Below are 20,346 nucleotides of genomic sequence, written 5' to 3'. Positions count from 1 at the left end.
ACGGAAATGATAATTTTTTAACTAAATCCAGGAAATATATTATTTTTTTAGTGAAACCCTGAGAGTTACGCAGCTGCAAGGTGGCATTTTGACCTTGAGGTCAACGCCAGAAAACTCGAAGCCGTCGAAGCTCTTTTCCTGAACCTTATCAGGGTTTTCAAAGGTGTTGTAGTCTGTCATGGTTCCGCTAAGGACGTATCCTTCCACTTTCTCGATCTCTTTTCTTCTGAAATCGATATCAACTTCAGTGGTATTAGTAGCATCCACGTTGTTCAAAGTGATAGTAACAATGCCGTCCTTATCAACTGAAACAGACTCGTTTATGCCGTCGCACTCATCCTCGCCCTGACCAACACGCTTACTTCCTTCAAGGTAGCTGTCAAGAAGATCAGCATCCTGATGGAATCTGTACATATGGAACACGTGGTAAGTAGGAGTAAGGAGCATCTTGTCGTCCTCAGTAAGGATAACGGACTGAAGTACGTTTACGATCTGTGCAAGACATCCCATCTTAACCCTGTCTGAGTGCTTGTTGAAGATGTTGAGAGTAGCTCCAGCAACCTGAGCATCTCTCATGGAGTTCTGCTGATAGAGGAATCCAGGGTTGGTGCCCTCTTCAACGTCATGCCAGCAGCCCCACTCATCAACCAGCATAGCAATCTTCTTTTCAGGATCGAACTGTGACATGATGTGGTCATTACCTGTGATGATGTCGTCCATGTAGTAAGCTTTTCTGACTGCTCTGTAGTACTCTTCTTCGCTGAACTCCTTGGCACTTCCCTTGTTCTCCCAGGTGTTTACTACAACGTAGTAGTGAACTGAGAAGCCGTCCATAAAGCCATGAGTCTGTGGAGGTGCGGGATGTCTGTAGCAGGTCTCCATTACCTCTTTTGTCCACTTGTAATCGTCTCCGTTAGGACCGCAGCACACCTTCTTAACTGGCTTGTTGCTGTCGTAGATGCGGACATAAGTCTGGAAATCCCTGTATTTGTTGCCATAGTAGTCTGCGGTCATATTTCCGCCGCATCCCCAGTTCTCGTTGCCAATTCCAAAATAGTCCAGAGTCCATGGCTCTTCGTGGCCATTCTGCTTGCGCAGCTCCGCCATTGGAGATACGCCGTTAAAGGTCATGTACTCAACCCACTCGCTCATCTCTCTGACATTGCCACTTCCCACGTTGCCATTTACATAGGTCTTGCAGCCAAGCTGCTTACAAAGCTCAAAATACTCATGGGTTCCGAAGCTGTTGTCCTCAATTACTCCGCCCCAGTGGGTATTGATCATTTTCTTTCTCTTATCCTTTGGTCCAACACCGTCCATCCAGTGATATTCATCGGCGAAATTGCCGCCTGGCCAGCGAAGTACCGGAACCTTGATCTCTTTTAACGCATCAACAACATCCTTGCGCATTCCGTTAACATTGGCGATATCGGAGTTATCTCCTGCGTAGAGGCCGCCATAGATGCATCTTCCGAGATGCTCACTAAAATGGCCGTAAACCTCTGGTTCTATATGACTTAAAACGCGATTTTCGTTAATGTGAAGCTTCATAAATCCCCCTTTTTAGCCTTTTACGCCGCCAAGCGTAATACCCTTTACAAAGTTGCCCTGAATGAAAGGATAGGTTATCAGAATTGGCAGAACGCCAACTGTAGCCATAGCCATTCTTACAGAGGCCGATGGAATGGAAGCAAGACCTACGCCTGCATCCTGCACCCTGGCGCTATTCTGTGACAGATACTGGATATTCTGCATCATTCTGTTAAGAAGATTCTGTACAGAGTATAGGTCAGTTCTCTTTGTCAGGTAGATATAACCATTCATCCAGTCGTTCCAGTACGCGATTCCTGCGAAAAGACCTATTGTCGCAACGATAGGCTTTGACAAAGGAAGCACAACGGATGTAAATGTCTTAAACTCAGTAGCACCGTCAATGTACGCTGCATCAAGTATCTCTGCTGGGATACTGCTGCTAAAGTAAGACTTCATCAGCATTACGTTAAAGCCGTTCATCAAAAGTCCAGGGATCAGCAGCGCCCAGAAGCTGTTCTTGATTCCAAGCATGTTTGTGTAAACGATGTAGGTTGGAACCAGTCCGCCGTTAAACAGAAGTGTGAAGAATACCAGGAACATAAACACATTTCTGCCTGGAAGATCCGGCTTTGACAGCGCATATGCCAGCATGGTAGTGATGGAAAGAGCTACTATCGTTCCCACTATTGTCAGGCATATGGAAATCCAATATGCATGAAGGACAGAATTACCTGTCTTAAAAATGTACTCATATGCGTAGAGGCTCCATTTTTCTGGTGTAAAAGAGTATCCGTTAGCAATAAGCGTATCGTTGTCCGTAAAGGACGAAATCACCAGCAGTACAAATGGCACCACAGCCAGAAGTGACAATATAATCATCACAATATGAGCAAATATCTGAAATCTTTTTTCCTCTCGTGTCCTCATCTGAATTCACCTCATAGTCTTTGCTTAGAACAACGCATATTCCGGATCGATCTTTTTTACAATAAGGTTTGATCCGAGAACCAGGATAAATCCTACGATTGACTGGTAGAGACCAGCAGCTGATGACATGGACATGTCGCCAAGCTCTAAAAGTCCTCTGTAAACGTAGGTATCGATGGTGTTGGTTACGCTAAAAAGCGCGCCCTGGTTCTGTGGAACCTGGTAAAAGAGTCCGAAGTCTGAATAAAAGATCCTTCCTACTGCCAGAAGTGTCATCATGATGATGGTTGGCTTAAGAAGAGGAATTGTGATCTTAAAGATCTGTTGCCATTTGGAAGCTCCGTCAATGGAGGCTGACTCGTAGATACTTCTGTCTATTCCAAGAATGCTGGCCAGATAGATAACGCAGTTGTAGCCAATACCCTTCCAGGCGCTTACAAACACCAGAATAAAGGGCCAGTATTTCTTTTCCATGTACCAGGAGATCGGGTCCTTGCCGAGGGCTCTCAGGATCGTGTTATTAAAAAAGCCGTTCTCAGTTGAAAGGAAACCAAAAACCAGGTAGCTTACGATAACCATTGAGATCATGTAAGGCAGTAGAATGAAGGACTGGTATGCCTTCTTGACCTTGGATGTCATCTCCGCCAGAAGTATAGCCACGAATATGGCCAGGATTGTGTTAACTATGATAAACACAAGATTATAAAGGATGGTGTTCCTTGTAATAATGAACGCATCCTTGGTGGCAAAGAGGTATTTGAAGTTTTTAAAGCCCACAAATGGCGAGCCATAAATACCCTTCTTTGCATTGAATTTCTTAAATGCCAGCACAAGTCCCGGAAGTGGCAAGTAATTATTGATAAAAAGATATACAAGCCCCGGAAGTGCCATCAGATAAAGTGGAATGTATCTCTTTATGCTCTTTTTCTTAGTCTTTGTCCTGTTTGCTGCCATAATCTGCCTCGTTTAGGTAAAAAAACTCCGGCTATCTATAAAGCCTTGATAGCCGGAGCTATTGTCATCTAATTACTGTATTCCGTTCTCTTTTGCCCAAGCATCAAGAGCTTCCTGCTTGCCCTGCATGTATGTATCAAGTCCAGCAGCCTTTAAAGCTTCCTCAAGCTCAGCAATACCCTGTTCAGGCTCAACAAAGCCGTAAACAACCTTTGGTCCGTACTCGTCATATGCGTTCTTAAGAGCTGTGTACTCTGAAGCATAATCTGTGTTGTCCCATGTGAATCCAAGAGCCTTTGACTTACATGTGCAGTTGTCGTTGAATGCTGCCATCTGTACGCCAAGATCAAGTGGATCACCTTCCCATACATATGTTACATATGGGTTAGGCATAAGCCAAAGAACGTTTGGATAGTACTCAGAATTGTTAGCATCTACGCCGTCAGCGTATGTGATTGTTCCGTCAGCGTTAACCTTGTACTCTTTGCCTTCCTGGCCCCAGCACATAAGACCCTCGATAACTGAGTCTGTGTAAAGAGCGTCGAGAACCTGAAGTGTAGCTACAGGATCCTCTGTGTTCTGATTAACACACCATGGGAATGAAGAAACAGATGATGAGCTCATGAAGCTCTCGCCTACATCAAATACAGCCATGTCTCTTCCGCACTCACCAGAGATCTGTGTCTTGTAACCAGGCTTGCAGCAAGCCATCATTGCCATGTAAGAACCTGACTTAACCTTTGCAGATGCACCAGTCTGATCTGTAAGAGCATCCTGTGAAAGGTATCCAGCCTGATTCCAGTCATATGCTCTCTGAACCCACTCTTTGAAGATATCTGATGAATAAACATCTTCGATCTTAAGAGAATTCTGAGGATCAAGAAGTGTTCCGAAGTAATCACCAGCGATGTTATCTACTGAGCTGCCCTGTGTAAGTTCGTTGTCCTGGATAGCAAATACGTACTTATCAGGGAACTTCTCGTGGAGCTGTGCGAAAATATCGTTGATGTCATCCCATGTAGCCTTAGGATATCCAAGATCGCCAACTGAAAGCTTGGATGTGTCATATCCGATAGCATCAAGGTACTCCTGACCTACAACTACAGCGCATGTCTCAATAGCGTAGTCCTTGATTGGAGGTGTTCCGTATAATACGCCGCCAACTCTGCAGGCATCGAGGTAATCAGCTCTTACCTTCTCTTTGATACCGTTGCAGTAATCATCAAACATTCCATCCTCTTCAAGATCAAGAACATATCCGTTATTGATTGAAGGGTTGTAACCTAAAATACATGTTGAGAAAATATCTACCTGCTCTCCTGATGAAAGCATAAGCTTCATGTCATCGCCGTATGCTGCGGAGTCAATGATCTGAAGTTCAACATCAAGTCCAAGAGTCTCTCTTGTATGCTCTGATAAAGCTTCGTTAATTCTATCAAGTCCGGCTGGTCTTCCAGTCCAGTCAAAGAAAGAAATGATAACCTTTTCATACTCGCCGCTCTTCTCAGCCTCTGCCTTACGATCTGCGATAGCCTGTGCGGCCTTGTCTGATGTTGCTGCTGCGTCTGATGAAGCACCAGCGTCTGTAGTAGTTGTTGTCTCAGCAGTCTGTGAACTTGTGTCTACTGCTGTCTCAGCTGCGCTACCACATCCACCGAGGATCATAGCTGCAGTTGTCACACTAAGTAACAAAGAAGCAATTTTCTTTTTCATGGTATCCTCCCACAATTTACATTTTTCCGTGCGTAAGTAATGTGATATTCCTATTCAGTTTTGTTAATCGATTAACTGTTTGATACGAATATATGACAATCCATTTGGATTGTCAATCTTTTTTCGTCTAAAAATATACATGTTGTTAATTGTCTATGATTATTCAAATGCATTTATGTACAAAATGCACAAATCTTAAACGTTTAACCCTTAATTTTAGCCACAGACCCTCTTTCAATTAAGCTACAAGGCACCTTGATCTGGTCTGCCACGGGCTTTTCTGCCATCTTATCAAAGAGAAGTTCCACAGCTTTTTTGCCTATCATACCCAGCTCGATCTTCATGGTAGAAAGACCAGGGGTCATGTAATCAGCTATCATCTCGTTATCGAATCCCATAACCGAGATGTCTTTTCCAGCCTGCTTGCCCTGTTCGAACAGATACTTATATACACCGCCTGCGTTCCTGTCACTCATGCAGAATACTGCAGTGATATCCTTGGACAAAAGAGCTTCTGCACTCTTGTAGCTGAGTTCCTTGCTCCAACCTGCGTACATAACAAGCTCAGGATTGTATAAGATCCCAGCTTCAAATAAAGCCCTCTGATAGCCCAGGATTCTGAGCTTGGTGTGGATATTCTCCTGTTCACCGGCCATTACACCGATCTTGGTGTGTCCCTTCTTGATAAGATACTCCACCGCATTCTTGGCAGCTTCTTCATCATCGATTACCACTGATGGTACATCCTCTTCCTGAGAATAAGCGTATGCAAGAACCGCAGGGATATCGTAATCCTTGGGGAATCTGTGGATGTTACGGGCGTGACCCGCAACATAGATAATGCCATCTACCCTGATGGAAGCCATCTCCTGGACAGCCGGATCCATTACTGAGTAGTACATCTTGTCGTTATCAAACCATGCATCCTGCCATCTGGAGTAAAGACGCAGGTTCTGAACAATAGTCCTGTAGCCGTTTTCCTCGCACAGCTCCATAATACCCTCGATAATTGCAGGGGTTGTGAACTGTGCTATATCTTCAGCGATAACGCCGATAGTCTGGGTCTTTTGCTTGCGGAGTCCCTGGGCAACATAGTTGAGCTTGTAGCCCCTCTCTTTTACCACGCTAAGCACCTTCTGCCTGGTCTCTTCGCTGACATTTTTCTTGTCATTGAGGATATTGGAGACGGTAGCAGTGGATACTCCGCACTCTTTTGCTATCTCTTTTAGTGTTATCATTTTACCTCACCCATAAGTTTGTTGGAACATCACAGCGTTTACGCACAGTTAATCGTTTTAATAATTTTATACTGATTGCTGTGATATTGCAATATGGGTTTTACATGACACGTATCTCATCCAGGCTGTAAGCCCGCTGATAGCCCAAACGATGCCTACTGACCACCATATGCCCCAAAGACCTATGGAAGGGATCCTGGTCAGCATTACAGGCACAATAAATCTTCCAATTACTTCTACTATTCCGTTAAGCAAAGCGAAAAATGAGTCTCCAAGGCCGTTTAGTACGCCCCTTACCACATAGATAACACCAAGCATGATGTAGAAAAGGCTGGTGATCTGAAGAGCCTTAGCGCCCATATCTATTACTTCCACGTCCTCAACAAAGATACTGGTGATAGGACCACCAAAATACTGCATTACAGGTAGCATGATCACTGTAAAGATCGCCATCAGCATAAGGCTCTTTCTGTATCCGGTGATTATCCTGTCGTTCTTATTCGCGCCGTAATTCTGCCCTGTATATGTAGCAAGGGCTGCACCAAGGGTCTGATAAGGCTGGTGGATTATCTGCTCTATCCTGCCAGTTGCAGTAAAGGCTGCCACTGCCACTTTTCCAAAGGAATTGACTACTCTCTGGAGAGCCATGGTTGATATGGCGATAAGGGAAAACTGGAGAGATAGCGGAACTCCAAGCTGTAAAACCTTAACAAAGATACCCATATCAAACTTAAGGTCGTCCTTTTGAAGGTGGAAGTACTCATTTTTAAGAAAAGCGTATATCAGACAGCTAATGCCTGACACCAGCTGTGAAATAACAGTTGCTATTCCTGCACCCACAACGCTCATGTGCAATGCGCACACAAACAAAAGGTCCAGGGCAGCATTTAAAAGGCAGGAGAAAATAAGGAAATACAGCGGTGTTTTTGAATCTCCAAGAGCTCTAAGCATTGAAGATGCGTAGTTATAAAGGGACACAAAAACAAGCCCCAGACACATGATCTTCATATACGCAACTGCATCCCCCATGATATCTGCCGGGGTCTTTAGAAGTTCAAGGACTGGCGCTGTAAGAAAATATGCAATTATTCCAACCACTGTTGGGAAGATGATCATGATATAGCCCGTATTGGAGACACAGCGCTTAACGCCCCTTACATTGCCACTGCCAAAGAACTGGGAGGTGACAATACCGCCTCCACTTCCAATTCCGTTACACAACGCAAAGAAAAGAAACGTTACAGAGCCTGTGGCTCCAATGGCCGCAAGAGCGTCAGCTCCTACGACCTGGCCCACAATAACTGAATCCACCAGGTTATAAAACTGCTGGAACAGATTACCAATCAGCATTGGTATTGAAAACTTTATGATCAACGAGACCGTATTGCCTTCGGTCATGTTAAGAACCGCTGATTTCTGCCTGTTACTCATAACAACTTAACCCTTTCTGACTTTACCCATAAGGCAATTATAGAAGTTCTTTCATCTACGGTCACCTAGTTATCTTGCCATTAATTCATCAAAAATAATGTTTTCATAATACTTGCGTCAGTTGCTATAATAATCTTTGGATAATTACTTTTTCCGGAGGTGACACATGTACTATCTTATCAACAACGTCCTTGAAGAATGCAGCGCCGAGCAGTGTCACGACGCGGCGGTTCCCTATGTAGCTATCCTTACTCCCGCCCAGTGGGCTGAGCAGTACGAGAATTTTGATATGGGTATCGACTTCGATATCAGTAACGATGATATATACACCACAAAAGCCGAAGTCAACTACGATTCACTGACAGGGACCTTCTGCATACCAGTGCAGTCCTCCCATTCATCAGTTCCTCAGCGTTTTTCCTATGCACTTGATGAGACCGGAATAGTTTTTATAGATAGCGGAGACACTGTCCTCTCAATAGTTAAGAGGATCCAGAGACTTAAGAAGTGGAAAAAGCCCTCTCTTGAGCGATTTTTCTATGACTTTTTGGAACTTATAATCCACAACGACCTTCTTACCATGCAGGGCTACGAGCGCGAGCTTGATCGTCTGGAAAAAGACATCATGGACGACGCAGAGTCTGCTGACATGTCCAGAAACAACGATATCCGAGGCGACATAAGAGACCTTCGAATCCACTACGAGCAGCTCCTTGATCTTGGACAGGAACTGGAAGAAAACGAGAACGGCTTCTTTAATGAAGAGAACCTGCGCTACTTTAGCATGTTCTCAAGCCGTGTAGAAAGACTGTATAATGCTGCTACCCACCTTAGGGACTACACGATCCAGCTTAACGACCTGTATCAGTCACAGCTCGATGTAAGACAGAACCGCGTAATGACCGTCCTTACAGTGGTAACAACCATATTTATGCCACTTACCCTCATCGTTGGATGGTATGGCATGAACTTCAAATATATGCCAGAACTTGAATCACAGATAGGCTATCCACTGGTCATCATCTTAAGTATCCTCATCGTGACCGGAAGCCTTATCTTCTTTAAGATCAAAAAGATCCTGTGATCTCTTTAATACGCTTTTCAAAAAACGGAGTCCACCACTCCCTATAGCCCACAATATTCGGGTGGATAGGATCATGCATGAATCTCCAGTACTCCTCTTCGCTCACAGCGTTAAAGGATGGCTCATCCCAGAGATTTATCAGGTGGATTCCCCATTTTGAAGCGATCTCTTTTATCAGCTGGACCATCTCTTCATAGGTCTTGGAATCGTATCTTGTCCCGGTGTAGAACGCCATGGGACATCCCCATTTTTCTGAAACGTACGCCAGTATATACTCTATGGCACCAGCCACAGTCTTAACGTCAAAAGAGTCTATATCCTTGCCCTCTGCGATCTTGCCAAGGGGCTTATTCTGCGTTGCATCATTGGTCGAGAGCTGGCAGATAAAAAGGTCTGGAGAATCGGTCTCTATAGTCTTTAGTCTGCTTACATAGGAGCTCTCGTCCTCATCAACAAGTGTCGTTCCAGACACCGCTTCCTTAACCATCTCATATCCGTTCTTTTCACACAGAATGTCGGCAAAAGAGACTCCTCCAGCCGCAGAGCCGTATGTCACGGAAGACCCCAAAAACACTATTTTCATGCCTTTACCCCTTCTTCTTGATGAACCTTACAAGGATCATAATGAATACCATATCGATAAACAGCGCAATTGCAATGCTTCCAACACCTATTGAGATGCCAAAGTCTTCAGCCAGAAGACCAACGATTGATGGCATGATGATTGAGCCAAGGCTTGCTGTAGTCAGGATAAAGCTCCATGCCAGGCTATATTTCTTTATCAGTTCTCCTGCAAAAGATACTGTGGTTGCATAGATTCCAGCCATTGAAAATCCAAAGCCCATGATTCCGATAATGATAGGCGCTGTAGTCCTTGAAACAATGAGAACCACAAAGAACAGCACTATTCCAATACCCATCATTGGAAGGAGGTTCTCTTTTTTTACCTTGGTTGAAGCCCAGGCAGTTGTCAGTCTTCCGCACAGGATCATTACCCACAGGATACTTGCTGTAACCTGTGCAAGATTTGGAGGAAGAAGACCTGTGTCCTTGAAATATGTGATCATCCATCCAATTACGCCCTGCTCAGCGCAAAGGTAGAAGAACAATGTGGCTGTGCACACATAGAAAAGTGGCTCCTTGAAAAAGCCGAAGGCTCCGATTTTTTCTGAATTTTCCTTTTTGTCAGTGCCTGCCACTGGTTCATCATCTCCTGGGATCAGATAGTACATGATGCAGGTGATAACACCAAGAATGATAAGAAGGATGCAGGCGTAGATCCAGTTGTCGCTCTGAGTCCTGGTTATCAGCATAAGGATCAGCGGGAATGCAAAAGCTCCCACTGCAAATGAAGCATGGAGGCAGTTAAGCGCCCAGGCCATTCCTGTAGCTATGGAATTGATCTTGGTATTGCAGTAATTACTTGATGCTCCCCTTGCTATTCCTGTCGCGAAAAAGGCAAAAGCCAGAAGAAATCTGTTACTTCCAAGAAGCATAAGTAAAAACGCTATTGGGAAAAACATCTCGAACAGCAGGATACTCTTTTTCCTGCCAATAAGCATTGGCAGTGCCCCAGCAAAGAATCCGGAAAAGAGATTTCCCACCGAATGAAGACTTACGATAAGCCCGCAAAAGGCGTAGTCAAGCCCGTGGGCGTCTCTAAGAAACGGAAGAAGTGACCCTATGGACAGGGCCAGCATTCCATTTGCCAGAAATACTGCATAACATAAAATAAACTGTTTTCTTTTGATCTTGTCGCTCATAACACTCCCCAATTACTTTTTAATGGTCATCTCCCCCGCCATATTTATAGAGTAATAATCTCTGATCTCCGAAACGTCCTCAGTCATGCCAAGGATCCACATGAGCTTGGTAAGAGCCGCTTCGCTTGTCATATCGTAAGCTTCCAGGGCTCCGATTTCAAGAGTTCTTTTTCCTGTTTCGTAAACATCCATCTTGGTACCCTCGTATCTGCACTGGGTTCCAACAACTACGGTCATTCCGCCCTTTATGAGCTTATCCAGAGATCCGATGAAATCGTGCTTTAAAAATGGCACTCCGCCAATTCCGTAGGCCTCGATGTAAAGGCCCTTGTAGCCCTGATCCGCCAGGGATTCAATGAGACTTCTGTGCATTCCAGGAAACATCTTGAGCATGCAGACCTTATCTGAATAGGTGTTTGAAAGCTTGAATATTCCTGACCTTTCAGGCACAACCCTTGTGTTTATCTTCATTCCAAGGGAGCTTATGGTTGCAATGTCAGGGTAATTGATGCTCTCAAAGGCATCAAAGCTTAAGGAACGAACCTTGGAAGCCCTGCAGCCCAGCATAACCTTTCTGTTAAAAGCCACAAACACGCCAGGGATCTGGCTTGCTGCCATGTGAATAGCGCATCTGCAGTTCTCCATTGCATCAGCCACGGGATTGGTGATGGACAGCTGCGATCCTGTAATAACCACGGGAATACCGATGTTTCTTAGCATAAAAGAGAGCATTGATGAAGTGTAAGCCATGGTGTCAGTACCATGGATCACAACGATTCCGTCATAGCTATTCCTGCAGTCGCTGATCCGCTGTGCCAGTGCGCTCCAGTCCTCCGGAAAGAAGTTGGCGCTGTCTAAAGAGCAGAAATCCTCGATCTCTATGTCAGTATCTCCCGACACCATCTTTAGCTCTTTTTCCATGTCGTGAATGGAAAGGCCTGGAATAAGGCCGTTACTCTTCATGACTGCGGACAGTGTTCCGCCTGTATTTATGATAAGAATCTTCTTACTCACCTAAGTTTCTCCTTGTTATCTCGATTTCTCAAACAGCCACTCAAGGAACGTATCATCCGCCATAACTGCAAAATCTGCCTGATGATAACCAACAAGCGCTCCAGCACTGAGCATCTCTTCGTCTGAGAACTCAGTCAAGTGTACCTCTTTTGCCCCCATGGCTTCAAGTGTAGATACCGCGGAGCGGCTGACGGTTATGGGAATAACGTTGTCGTTAGTTGCCTGTGCAAACCACAAAGGCACATCCTTGATAAGCCCCAGATTTCTGGTGGAATTATCGTCATAGGTAAGAGCCGGGCACATCACTATTGCTGCTGCAACCCTGTCCGGGAACTTCTCCACAAACTCAGTGGTTCCAAGGCCCCCAAAGGAATTACCCATTGCGTAGATCCTGTTTCCATCTACTCTTCCGGCCTTAATAAGCTTATCTGCCTCGTCCATAAGGGACTGATAGAGCGCATCTCTGCTACTTGCGGCCAGATAGATATTGCTCTCAACCTGTGGCATCATAACATAGCATGGACGCACCGCCTGGTTTTCCGCCGCCGAAAGGGTATCCGGGATCCTGCAGTGTGGCACGTTCACATCCTCCCCATAGCCATGGAACACTATGACAATGGGAACCTTCTCCTCTGCGTCCGGTGTGTAGAGCTGATAGGTAAAAGAGATATCTCCATTCACCTCTATCGGCTTAAAAACTCCAACATCAGCAGGGTCTACTTTTCCCTTTCCACATCCAGCTAAAAAAGTGGCAACCAGCAGGGTTATTGCGATAACAGCTGTTATCTTTATGAAATTAGAACTCCATTTTAAGTCCGACCTTAAGCTGCTCAAGTTTATCTCCTAGCTCCTCTTTCATGATTCCATAGGCCCTGTCTTTAGTGCAGTGGCCTGTGCATACGTAGTCTATTCCGGTTTTCAAGATCTCTTTTGCAACGTTTCTTACTTCGTCGCTGCTCTTATTAAAGAGGTGTAATCCTCCGATCAGGCCATAGATGTGCTTGTCAGGGAAAGTCTCTTTTATCTCATTGATGATGTTCACAGCACCGCCATGAGAGCAGCTGTTAAGGATAACCAGTCCCTTGTCTGTATCAAGGACAAGGCTCTGTTCGTGGGAGAAATCGTCTGGCTTCCAGTTTCTAAAGCCCATCTTCTGGTACATGCTCTCACGCTTTCCTATCATATCAAGACCAGGAGTCTTGTGCGGGATAAGATATACGCCCTCAAAGAGCTTATAATCTCCAGATACATACTCTATTCTGTCCTGGAATTTATTAACCACGCTCCTTGGAATTCCAATATACATTCTGAATATTCCCTTCTTGTGGTAGCAGTTGGCTGCTGTTGTCTCTCTTAAATAGAACTTAGCCTTATCGTTCTCTTTAAAGAACCTTGGTATTCCGTTTCCGTGATCGTAGTGGGCATGGCTGAGAACACCTGCATCCACGTCTTTTAATTCAAATCCAAGCTTTTTGATATTGCCAGCAAAGAGCTCTGACGCTCCTGTATCAAGAAGGATCTTTTTATCTCCGTACTCCACAAGAACGCAAAGGCCCCATTCGCCCTGCATCCCATCGCTTGAAATGTTGTCTACTATTACTGTCAGCGTTGTCTTCATTCTTTCTGCCTCCCTTAAGCTGTTATATATAACATATATAATATATCAATAATAGGTCGGTTTTTGGCATATCTTGCCTTTTTTTGCATATTATTTGTCATTATTATACAACATGATGTGTTTAAATTAGTATTGTGATATAATAAGTTAAAGATTACGATTTATTGGGGGATTAATATGGGGATTTTTGATAAGATTTTTCAGGGAAACAAGGTCGTAATAGGCTCTCCTGTTAATGGTAAGATCGTGCCAATCGACACAGTAAGCGATCCTACTTTCGCCCAGGAGATGATCGGTAAAGGTGTTGCCATCATTCCAGAAGATGGCAATTTCTATGCACCAGCTGACGGAACGCTGGTAGCTCTTTTCCCAACTGGACATGCATATGCGCTCAACACTGATGATGGCGCTGAGGTTCTCGTCCATATCGGGATCGATACAGTCAAATTAAACGGACAATGCTATGATGTGCAGGCTAAGCAGGGTGACACCGTTAAAAAGGGTGACCTCATTGTTAAAGTCGACCTTGAAGGCATCAAGGCTGCTGGCTATGACATTGTTACTCCTGTCATCATCTCTAATTCAAATAAGTTTTCCAAGGTAGAAAAAAAGGACGGAAACGTTACAGCAGGGGAAGCTGTCGTCCTTTTAAATAAGTAAATACACCACAATAAAGGAGGAACAATTGTATGATGAAGTATTTACAAAAAATTGGAAAATCCCTAATGCTCCCCGTTGCAGTACTTCCTGCAGCAGGTATCCTGTACGGTATAGGATACTGGCTTGACCCTACTGGATGGGGCGCAAACAGCGTTGTATCAGCATTCCTGATCAAGGCTGCATCCGCTATTATCGACCAGATTCCTATTCTTTTCGCAGTAGGTGTCGCAGTTGGTATGGCAAAAGATCATGACGGAACAAGCGCTCTGTCAGGTCTCGTTTCTTTCCTGATGATCACCACTCTTCTTAGCACAGGTGCTGTTGCTATGTACAGAGGCGTTGATGCTTCAGAGGTTCCTGCAGCATTTGGTAAGATCAGCAATGCCTTCATCGGTATCCTTGCAGGTCTCATCGGATCAGGCTGCTACAACAGATTTAAGGACACCAAGCTGCCTGACTGGCTGGCATTCTTCAGTGGTAAGAGATGCGTTGCTATCGTAACAGCTTGTGCTTCCGTATTGGCATCTATCGTTCTCTACTTCGTATGGCCTCTTATCTTCGCAGGTCTCGTAGGCTTTGGTAAAGCAATCCTCGGCCTTGGCGCTGTAGGTTCAGGTATCTATGCAATGCTCAACAGAGCACTCATTCCTCTTGGACTTCACCACGCTCTCAACGCAGTATTCTGGTTTGACACAGCAAACATCAACGATCTTGGCCTCTTCTGGTCAGGCGCTGAGGGAGCAGTTAAGGGTGTTACCGGACAGTACATGACAGGATTCTTCCCAGTTATGATGTTTGGTCTTCCTGGCGGAGCTCTTGCAATGTATCACACAGCAAAAGATACTAAGAAGAAAGCAGCAGCATCTCTCCTTCTTGCTGGCTCACTTGCTTCTTTCTTTACAGGTATCACAGAGCCTCTTGAGTTCGCATTCATGTTCATGGCTCCTGGTCTTTACCTTGTACATGCTGTTCTTACAGGTATTTCAGCAGTTATTTGTACACTGCTTCCACTCAGACTTGGATTTAACTTCTCAGCTGGTCTTGTAGACTATATCCTCAGCTTCAAGGCTCCTATGGCAGTTAATCCTCTTCTGCTTCTTCCTATCGGTCTTGTATTTGGTGTTATCTACTACTTCCTCTTCAAGTTCGTTATCCTGAAGTGGGATCTTAAGACACCTGGTCGTGAAGACGATGAGGAAGATGAAGAGAAGATCGAGCTTGCAAACGATGACTTCACAGGAATCGCTCAGATAGTTCTTGAAGGCCTTGGCGGAAAAGACAACATCAAGGAACTTGACTACTGTGCAACAAGACTTCGTCTTGAGATCAATGACTATACACAGGTTGATGAGAAGAAGATCAAACAGGCTGGCGTAGCTGGTGTTGTTCGTCCTTCTAAGTCAAACGTTCAGGTTATTGTTGGACCTAAGGTTCAGTTCGTACACGACGAGCTCAAGAAGATGCTTTAATTAAGCATAATAACAGGGCGACGGTACTTTCGTACCGCCGCCCTTTTTGTTTATCAAGCCTTACTAGTGTTGTCTACGTTTATATTGATTCCTTCCCCTCCCAGGTTGATGTTCTTATTTACCTTAGCATCGTAGGTTCCGGCCTTCATAATTTCTGTAAAGTCTACTCCTGTTGCTTCTGACATGGTATCAAATACCTGTTTCATAACAATTGGCATGTTGCCTGAAATCTGGCTTGCACCAGTTGTGCCATCCCCTGTGCCATAGATGTTGATCTTGTCGATCTGTGAGAGAGGTTTTGCGATCTCAGCAGCCATCTGAGGCATGATCTTGATCATCATTTCTGCCATAGCAGCGCCGTTGTACTTCTTATAGGCCTCTGCTTTCTTTTCCATCGCTTCAGCTTCAGCAATACCTTTGGCCTTGATGGCCTCGGCTTCTGCCTTACCTTTTGCAGCGATACCAGCTGCCTCAGCGTCATATTTTGCCTTGATTCCTGCTGCTTCCTGCTCTGCAGCGAACTTCTGAGCTTCAGCCTGAGCCTTTTTGGCATCAGCTTCACGCTCCTGCTCATATTTTGCAGCCTCAGCTTTTTTCTGTCTCTGTACGAGCTCTGCTTCAGCCTTTTTCTCTGCCTGGTACTTCTCAGCGTCAGCTTTCTTCTCAATTTCAGCGGCAAGTTCCTGCTGTTTTACAACTACTTCTTTCTGCTTAAGTTCTGCTTCGCGCTCTGCTCTCGCAATCTGCGCGTTTACAGTAGCCGTCTGAATGGATTTCTGCTGTTCCTGTGTCTGGATCTCGTAAGCTGCATCAGCTACAGCACTTGCTGTGTCAGCTTCTCTCTTAAGTTCTGCCTGCTTGATGGCCAGTGCATTGTTCTTCTCAGCAATCTCAGTCTGTGCAAGTACTCTCGCATCATTAGCAGCCTTATCGGCTTCAGCCTGAGCAATAGCAACGTCTCTGTCTGCCTGTGCCTTAGCGATTGCAGCATCCTTTTTGATCTTTGCGGTATTATCCATACCAAGGTCGCTGATCAGTCCGTTCTCGTCAGTTACGTTCTGGATATTGCAGGACAGAATCTCGATACCGAGTTTGTTCATGTCCTTTGAAGCCTTCTCCATTACCTGATCTGAGAAGCTGTCGCGGTCTGTGTTGATAGTCTTAAGAGCCAGTGTACCGATGATCTCACGCATGTTACCCTGTAATGAATCCTGGAGGTCCATGGTGATCTGGTCTGGATTCTTGTTAAGGAAGTTCTTGGCTGCCAGCTGAATAGCTTCTGGAGTTGTACCAATCCTTACCTTTGCAACTGCGTCCACATTAACATTGATGAAGTCATTTGTAGGAACAGACTGTTCTGTCTTGATATCTACTGTCATCTGTCCAAGATACAATTTATCGACTCTCTCAAAGAATGGAACTTTGACGCCTGCGCGACCAATCAATATGCGAGGAACCTTTCTTAAACCGGAAATAATGAACGCCTTATCCGGAGGCGCCTTCACATAACCAGCGGCAATAACTATGATCGCCAACGCAATGATGAAAAGCAATCCGATTAAAAATGATCCTTTAAGTAACATAAAATCCTTCCTTCCTGCGGGAACACTTATGAGACCCGCAACACCCATTAACAATACTTTTTATAAGTGTTTGTCTATGTTTAAATTGTAGGATTTTGCGCCTAAAGAATACATGAAAAAAGCAGCAAAATAACATTGTTATTTTGCTGCCGGATATTATGTTTTATATCTGTATCAGCCCTTTAGAAGCGGCTTTGCGAACTTCTCGCAGAACAGATCGATGAGCGGGCCCATAAAGAAGGCGGTTATGATGGTTCCAATGCCCGCTATTGTGGGAATCTTGGAGATACTGTTTCCTGCCATTACAAAGAGGACGCATCCAAGGATTACACATACAAGATCAGTGCAGATCCTTATGTATTTAAACTTGCCCCAGTGCCATTTTGATGACATTACGATTGCAACTGCGTCGTAGGTAGAAACACCAAGATCAGCTGTCATATAAAGGGATGAACCAAAGCAGATGATCACTATACCTACAATGAGGCAGATTGCCCTGAAAACAATAGATGGGTCAGGGAAGAGCCTTTGCAAAAGGGAATAGGTAAACTGTGTGATGTAGCCAAGCAAAAACAGGTTTATGAATGTGGCAATACCGATGTTATGCCTGTCTGCAATGATACTAAACAGAAGCAGTACCACGTTTACGATCACATACAAAGTTCCAAAATCAATGGGAATAAGGGCATCCATTCCGCTCATAAAGGACTGAAATGGATCAACTCCAAGGGCCGCAAGCTTGAATATTCCAACGCTTATGGCGCAGATAATAACTCCAGCAAGAGACATCGCTATTCTGCGCTTTCTCTCCTTCAAGAAGGTAACGACCGCATCCCATGATAATTTCATGCTTTTTTCTCCTTGATCATTCTAAACAGTGTAACCGTGCTGGTTACTACGGTTGCTGCGTCAAATATTGCTCCTGTGTATGATTTTATCATGAAATGATAGATTACCCACGGAACAAATGATAAAGTCACAAGAATTTTAAACTTTATAGGATCCTTGATGTCCATAAAGATGATGTAGATAGTGCAAACAGCTGCAGGGATGATTCCAAGAAGTCCCTGGTCATTCAAAATAATGGTAAATCCAATGGATGCAGCAATAAGTATCACTTTCCATACAGTATTAAGCTTATCCTTGTAACAAAGATAGTTTCTAAAGCATGAAAGGACGTTGCTAATTGCGCCTGTAACACCGCCCAGGATCAGCATGCTCACAGCCTGCATAAGGAGCTGCACTGTCTGAACAATAAGGATCTTGGTCTTTTCCTTGATGGCGCCTGTTCCAACCTGGACCACCGCAGCCAGAAAGTCGATAATATTAGCGATTATTACTGTTGTCATTTTAAAAATAAAACCTCTGTATTTCTTTATTTTTGTTTAATAATTGTACTCTAAAGACCAAGTATAATATGACGATATATGTATTAGCAAGAGAAAGGAGGAAGATGACCTATGAGGAAAGATCTTCCACGAAGATAAAAGTACCTTCACTGCGGCAGGCTCCCGGTGGAGGTCCTTTTTTTATGTAAAAAAAGACTACACTCCGGTTAGAAGTGTAGCCTTAAAGTCCAATTAACCAATATGTACATCAATATCTCCGCTTCCGCATCTGATCTTGCAGTTTCCACCATTTCCATCTGATGGAACCCTTACGTCTCCTGAACCAGAGTGTGCATCAAAGCTCTTAGCTGTCCTGAATGAGCCGCTTACATCTCCGCTTCCGGTTGAGATCTCAATATTCATGCCTTCACAGGATGTAAATCTGATATCTCCGCTTCCGCTCTTAAGCTCCATTGAAGCTGCGTCGCACTTTGTAAGATCGATCTGTCCAGAACCTGTCTTAACCTTAAGTCTCTCCTTGGAAAGAATGTTATCAAGATCAACATCTCCGCTTCCTACCCCAATCTCAAGCTCTGCAAAAGTGAATCTGTCGTGAATATCTATATCTCCGCTTCCAGTTGAGATCACAAAGTCTCTGTACTCAGCCTTTGGAAGATAAAGAACCTGCTTCCTTGGCTGATAATTTACCATGATATGGTCTGTCCATTTGAAATTCTCTTTTTCTGAGATAACAAGCTCTGTTCCGCGAACATCTACTGTAAACTTGTCTTTTTCATTCTCAAATCCGATAAAATGAGCTTTATTATCAGTTGATGGAAGAACCTGAAGGTCTCCGGAAAGGAGCTCTACCTTGATATCCTCAAAATCTTCTGTGATATCAAATGTCTTTTTCTCATATTCTTCTGTATATATAAGCTGGGAAAAGTCATTTCCCATAGCCTTTACTGCAAATGAAGCCATTAAACCACCTACGATAACTAAAACGATCGCAACCAGGATCGTGATCTTTTTCTCAAGTCTCATCTGTTCTACCTCCCACAAACAATTTTTTGATTCCAAGGCCAATTCTCTTACTCAAAAAGAGCATGCCCTTTGTAATCTGGTTAAATCCAAAAAATAGCAATATTGCGATTCCGATAGCAGCAATTCCGCATCCGGCAAACCACATGCCCTGGAAAAATCCCGCGGGCTGTACGATAGCTACTATGATCGATGCAATGCCTGATATAAACACTGAAAAATCAACAACATAAAGTGAAAGAATGATGATCCAGAATGTCATATAGAGCACCAGGCCAACAATTATTGCTGTAAGCAGAAGTGGGAGCCACAATGGGAATCCCAGGACCAAAAGAATGATCTCTCCTGCGCTAAATGATCTCTTTGGTGTTATCTTTTCTTTTACAATCTTGGTAATTGGTACTTCTTCGAGAATCTTAGATCTGATCTCAGCGATGCTGCCAAGGGCTGCTACTGCATCTTCCTCGGTCATACCATCTTCAACGCGGTCATCTATCATCTCTGTATAATAGTCTACCGACCTGTTTATATCTTCCTGAGAAAGGCCGATCAGACTAGTTTGAAGCTGCTGTGTAAATTCTGCCTTATTCATGTTTTTCCTCCCTCGTAACAAACTCGTAAATCTGTTTGAGTTCTTTCCATTCTTCTTCAAAAGCCTTAAGTCTATCCAGGCCTGCTGGTGTTATGTGGTAATACTTTCTAAGTCGCCCATTATGCTCAGCGGTCCGGACGGTGAGCAGCTGCTGGTTTTCAAGCCTTCGCAGAATAGGGTAAAGAGTTGACTCGGAAATCTCCACGAAAGAGCTCATGTCTTTTACGATTTGATATCCGTAGGAGTCTTCAATTTTGATGGCAGCGAGGACACATACGTCAAGGAGTCCTCTTTTCATTTGATTTTCCATCTCAATACCTCCTGTCACGTAATACTATATGTCGCATAGTATTATGTGTCAAGCAGTATTTTTGAAAAATCGTAAATTTATATCCAAA

At 44.2% G+C, this 20,346-nt stretch carries 20 protein-coding genes; 3 read left to right on the top strand and 17 right to left on the bottom strand.

Annotation, left to right across the window (positions count from 1 at the left end):
- Positions 1-39 precede the first annotated feature (39 nt).
- From D6855_RS10415 to D6855_RS10390, 6 genes are all read right to left on the bottom strand, one after another.
- Positions 40-1,551, bottom strand: coding sequence for an alpha-N-arabinofuranosidase (locus D6855_RS10415; RefSeq protein ID WP_120740739.1), 1,512 nt, complete (start codon positions 1,549-1,551; stop codon positions 40-42).
- Between the two features lie 12 nt (positions 1,552-1,563).
- Positions 1,564-2,460 carry a carbohydrate ABC transporter permease gene (locus D6855_RS10410; RefSeq protein ID WP_120740737.1) on the bottom strand — a complete coding sequence of 299 codons (897 nt, stop codon included), beginning with the start codon at positions 2,458-2,460 and terminating at the stop codon, positions 1,564-1,566.
- A 24-nt stretch (positions 2,461-2,484) separates the two neighbouring features.
- Complete coding sequence (locus D6855_RS10405) at positions 2,485-3,414, bottom strand: ABC transporter permease (protein ID WP_243111877.1); 930 nt, start codon at positions 3,412-3,414, stop codon at positions 2,485-2,487.
- Between the two features lie 72 nt (positions 3,415-3,486).
- Positions 3,487-5,127, bottom strand: coding sequence for an ABC transporter substrate-binding protein (locus D6855_RS10400; protein WP_120740735.1), 1,641 nt, complete (start codon positions 5,125-5,127; stop codon positions 3,487-3,489).
- A 203-nt stretch (positions 5,128-5,330) separates the two neighbouring features.
- Positions 5,331-6,365 carry a LacI family DNA-binding transcriptional regulator gene (locus tag D6855_RS10395; RefSeq protein WP_120740733.1) on the bottom strand — a complete coding sequence of 345 codons (1,035 nt, stop codon included), beginning with the start codon at positions 6,363-6,365 and terminating at the stop codon, positions 5,331-5,333.
- Positions 6,366-6,431: 66 nt separating this feature from the next.
- Positions 6,432-7,796: an MATE family efflux transporter gene (locus D6855_RS10390; protein WP_120740731.1), complete on the bottom strand. Its 1,365-nt coding sequence runs from the start codon at positions 7,794-7,796 to the stop codon at positions 6,432-6,434.
- Positions 7,797-7,962: 166 nt separating this feature from the next.
- Between D6855_RS10390 and D6855_RS10385 the strand changes: the two genes are divergently transcribed.
- Positions 7,963-8,880: a magnesium transporter CorA family protein gene (locus D6855_RS10385; RefSeq protein ID WP_120740730.1), complete on the top strand. Its 918-nt coding sequence runs from the start codon at positions 7,963-7,965 to the stop codon at positions 8,878-8,880.
- Here the strand turns inward: D6855_RS10385 and D6855_RS10380 are convergent.
- From D6855_RS10380 to D6855_RS10360, 5 genes are read right to left on the bottom strand one after another with little or no spacing between them, the layout of a single operon-like run.
- Positions 8,864-9,463, bottom strand: coding sequence for an SGNH/GDSL hydrolase family protein (locus D6855_RS10380; protein ID WP_120740728.1), 600 nt, complete (start codon positions 9,461-9,463; stop codon positions 8,864-8,866). The genes D6855_RS10385 and D6855_RS10380 overlap by 17 nt on opposite strands.
- A gap of 4 nt (positions 9,464-9,467) precedes the next feature.
- Positions 9,468-10,643 carry an MFS transporter gene (locus tag D6855_RS10375; protein WP_120740726.1) on the bottom strand — a complete coding sequence of 392 codons (1,176 nt, stop codon included), beginning with the start codon at positions 10,641-10,643 and terminating at the stop codon, positions 9,468-9,470.
- 12 nt (positions 10,644-10,655) lie between these two features.
- Positions 10,656-11,657, bottom strand: a complete 1,002-nt coding sequence (locus D6855_RS10370; RefSeq protein ID WP_120740724.1) for an asparaginase — start codon at positions 11,655-11,657, stop codon at positions 10,656-10,658.
- Positions 11,658-11,672: 15 nt separating this feature from the next.
- A complete protein-coding gene (locus D6855_RS10365; protein WP_120740722.1) occupies positions 11,673-12,491 on the bottom strand; it encodes a prolyl oligopeptidase family serine peptidase in 819 nt (272 codons plus the stop codon).
- Complete coding sequence (locus D6855_RS10360) at positions 12,454-13,275, bottom strand: MBL fold metallo-hydrolase (RefSeq protein ID WP_120740720.1); 822 nt, start codon at positions 13,273-13,275, stop codon at positions 12,454-12,456. Before D6855_RS10360 ends, D6855_RS10365 begins: the two co-directional genes overlap by 38 nt.
- 177 nt (positions 13,276-13,452) lie before the next feature.
- On the opposite strand from D6855_RS10360, the gene D6855_RS10355 reads away from it, so the two are divergent.
- Positions 13,453-13,935 (top strand): PTS sugar transporter subunit IIA, encoded by a 483-nt coding sequence (locus tag D6855_RS10355; protein WP_120740719.1) that lies wholly within the window; start codon positions 13,453-13,455, stop codon positions 13,933-13,935.
- A 29-nt stretch (positions 13,936-13,964) separates the two neighbouring features.
- On the top strand, positions 13,965-15,404 hold the full coding sequence (gene nagE, locus D6855_RS10350) for an N-acetylglucosamine-specific PTS transporter subunit IIBC (protein WP_199712437.1): 1,440 nt from the start codon (positions 13,965-13,967) through the stop codon (positions 15,402-15,404).
- Between the two features lie 53 nt (positions 15,405-15,457).
- On the opposite strand, the gene D6855_RS10345 is transcribed toward nagE, so the two are convergent.
- From D6855_RS10345 to D6855_RS10320, 6 genes are all read right to left on the bottom strand, one after another.
- The gene (locus D6855_RS10345; RefSeq protein WP_120740717.1) at positions 15,458-16,987 is read right to left on the bottom strand and encodes a flotillin family protein; all 1,530 of its coding nucleotides are present in this window, start codon (positions 16,985-16,987) and stop codon (positions 15,458-15,460) included.
- Positions 16,988-17,161: 174 nt separating this feature from the next.
- Positions 17,162-17,836, bottom strand: a complete 675-nt coding sequence (locus D6855_RS10340; protein ID WP_120740715.1) for a YczE/YyaS/YitT family protein — start codon at positions 17,834-17,836, stop codon at positions 17,162-17,164.
- Entirely contained in the window at positions 17,833-18,336 is a 504-nt protein-coding gene (locus D6855_RS10335; protein WP_120740713.1) for a YgjV family protein, read from the bottom strand. The genes D6855_RS10340 and D6855_RS10335 overlap by 4 nt, the downstream gene beginning before the upstream one ends.
- A 231-nt stretch (positions 18,337-18,567) precedes the next feature.
- Positions 18,568-19,359 (bottom strand): DUF4097 family beta strand repeat-containing protein, encoded by a 792-nt coding sequence (locus D6855_RS10330; RefSeq protein WP_120740711.1) that lies wholly within the window; start codon positions 19,357-19,359, stop codon positions 18,568-18,570.
- Positions 19,349-19,948: a DUF1700 domain-containing protein gene (locus D6855_RS10325; protein WP_120740709.1), complete on the bottom strand. Its 600-nt coding sequence runs from the start codon at positions 19,946-19,948 to the stop codon at positions 19,349-19,351. The genes D6855_RS10330 and D6855_RS10325 overlap by 11 nt, the downstream gene beginning before the upstream one ends.
- Complete coding sequence (locus D6855_RS10320; protein ID WP_120740707.1) at positions 19,941-20,258, bottom strand: PadR family transcriptional regulator; 318 nt, start codon at positions 20,256-20,258, stop codon at positions 19,941-19,943. Before D6855_RS10320 ends, D6855_RS10325 begins: the two co-directional genes overlap by 8 nt.
- Positions 20,259-20,346: the final 88 nt, after the last annotated feature.

This window comes from Butyrivibrio sp. CB08 (genome assembly GCF_003625485.1).
GTDB lineage: Bacteria > Bacillota > Clostridia > Lachnospirales > Lachnospiraceae > Butyrivibrio.
This window is presented reverse-complemented; position numbering and strand designations above follow the sequence as displayed.

Coding starts and splice junctions, on each gene's coding strand:
- D6855_RS10415 (WP_120740739.1), bottom strand. CDS start 1,551: ATGAAGCTTCACATTAACGAAAATCGCGTTTTAAGTCATATAGAACCA.
- D6855_RS10410 (WP_120740737.1), bottom strand. CDS start 2,460: ATGAGGACACGAGAGGAAAAAAGATTTCAGATATTTGCTCATATTGTG.
- D6855_RS10405 (WP_243111877.1), bottom strand. CDS start 3,414: ATGGCAGCAAACAGGACAAAGACTAAGAAAAAGAGCATAAAGAGATAC.
- D6855_RS10400 (WP_120740735.1), bottom strand. CDS start 5,127: ATGAAAAAGAAAATTGCTTCTTTGTTACTTAGTGTGACAACTGCAGCT.
- D6855_RS10395 (WP_120740733.1), bottom strand. CDS start 6,365: ATGATAACACTAAAAGAGATAGCAAAAGAGTGCGGAGTATCCACTGCT.
- D6855_RS10390 (WP_120740731.1), bottom strand. CDS start 7,796: ATGAGTAACAGGCAGAAATCAGCGGTTCTTAACATGACCGAAGGCAAT.
- D6855_RS10385 (WP_120740730.1), top strand. CDS start 7,963: ATGTACTATCTTATCAACAACGTCCTTGAAGAATGCAGCGCCGAGCAG.
- D6855_RS10380 (WP_120740728.1), bottom strand. CDS start 9,463: ATGAAAATAGTGTTTTTGGGGTCTTCCGTGACATACGGCTCTGCGGCT.
- D6855_RS10375 (WP_120740726.1), bottom strand. CDS start 10,643: ATGAGCGACAAGATCAAAAGAAAACAGTTTATTTTATGTTATGCAGTA.
- D6855_RS10360 (WP_120740720.1), bottom strand. CDS start 13,275: ATGAAGACAACGCTGACAGTAATAGTAGACAACATTTCAAGCGATGGG.
- D6855_RS10355 (WP_120740719.1), top strand. CDS start 13,453: ATGGGGATTTTTGATAAGATTTTTCAGGGAAACAAGGTCGTAATAGGC.
- nagE (WP_199712437.1), top strand. CDS start 13,965: ATGATGAAGTATTTACAAAAAATTGGAAAATCCCTAATGCTCCCCGTT.
- D6855_RS10345 (WP_120740717.1), bottom strand. CDS start 16,987: ATGTTACTTAAAGGATCATTTTTAATCGGATTGCTTTTCATCATTGCG.
- D6855_RS10340 (WP_120740715.1), bottom strand. CDS start 17,836: ATGAAATTATCATGGGATGCGGTCGTTACCTTCTTGAAGGAGAGAAAG.
- D6855_RS10335 (WP_120740713.1), bottom strand. CDS start 18,336: ATGACAACAGTAATAATCGCTAATATTATCGACTTTCTGGCTGCGGTG.
- D6855_RS10330 (WP_120740711.1), bottom strand. CDS start 19,359: ATGAGACTTGAGAAAAAGATCACGATCCTGGTTGCGATCGTTTTAGTT.
- D6855_RS10325 (WP_120740709.1), bottom strand. CDS start 19,948: ATGAATAAGGCAGAATTTACACAGCAGCTTCAAACTAGTCTGATCGGC.
- D6855_RS10320 (WP_120740707.1), bottom strand. CDS start 20,258: ATGGAAAATCAAATGAAAAGAGGACTCCTTGACGTATGTGTCCTCGCT.